The sequence below is a fragment of the Pseudomonas sp. CFBP 13727 genome (assembly GCF_014841915.1).
GTDB lineage: Bacteria > Pseudomonadota > Gammaproteobacteria > Pseudomonadales > Pseudomonadaceae > Aquipseudomonas > Aquipseudomonas baltica.
The window spans coordinates 1-953 of the sequence record NZ_JACYUT010000013.1 but is presented as its reverse complement, the minus strand read 5'-3'; the positions used below and the strand labels follow the sequence as shown (position 1 = coordinate 953).

Below are 953 nucleotides of genomic sequence, written 5' to 3'. Positions count from 1 at the left end.
AGATCCCGGATTTACCTAAGATCTCAGCCTACCACCTTAAACTTGGACAACCAACGCCAAGCTGGCCTAGCCTTCTCCGTCCCTCCATCGCAATAACCAGAAGTACAGGAATATTAACCTGTTTTCCATCGACTACGCTTTTCAGCCTCGCCTTAGGGACCGACTAACCCTGCGTCGATTAACGTTGCGCAGGAAACCTTGGTCTTTCGGCGTGGGTGTTTTTCACACCCATTGTCGTTACTCATGTCAGCATTCGCACTTCTGATACCTCCAGCAAGCTTCTCAACTCACCTTCACAGGCTTACAGAACGCTCCTCTACCGCATCACCCTAAGGTGATACCCGTAGCTTCGGTACCTGGTTTGAGCCCCGTTACATCTTCCGCGCAGGCCGACTCGACTAGTGAGCTATTACGCTTTCTTTAAAGGGTGGCTGCTTCTAAGCCAACCTCCTAGCTGTCTAAGCCTTCCCACATCGTTTCCCACTTAACCAGGATTTTGGGACCTTAGCTGACGGTCTGGGTTGTTTCCCTTTTCACGACGGACGTTAGCACCCGCCGTGTGTCTCCCATGCTCGGCACTTGTAGGTATTCGGAGTTTGCATCGGTTTGGTAAGTCGGGATGACCCCCTAGCCGAAACAGTGCTCTACCCCCTACAGTGATACATGAGGCGCTACCTAAATAGCTTTCGAGGAGAACCAGCTATCTCCGAGCTTGATTAGCCTTTCACTCCGATCCACAGGTCATCCGCTAACTTTTCAACGGTAGTCGGTTCGGTCCTCCAGTTAGTGTTACCCAACCTTCAACCTGCCCATGGATAGATCGCCCGGTTTCGGGTCTATACCCAGCGACTAAACGCGCTATTAACACTCGCTTTCGCTACGCCTCCCCTATTCGGTTAAGCTCGCCACTGAATATAAGTCGCTGACCCATTATACAAAAGGTACGCAGTCAC

1 rRNA gene is annotated in these 953 nt (G+C 51.4%); it reads right to left on the bottom strand.

From position 1 onward, the window contains the following. A 23S ribosomal RNA gene (locus IFT76_RS20680) occupies window positions 1-953 on the bottom strand; the annotation flags it as partial.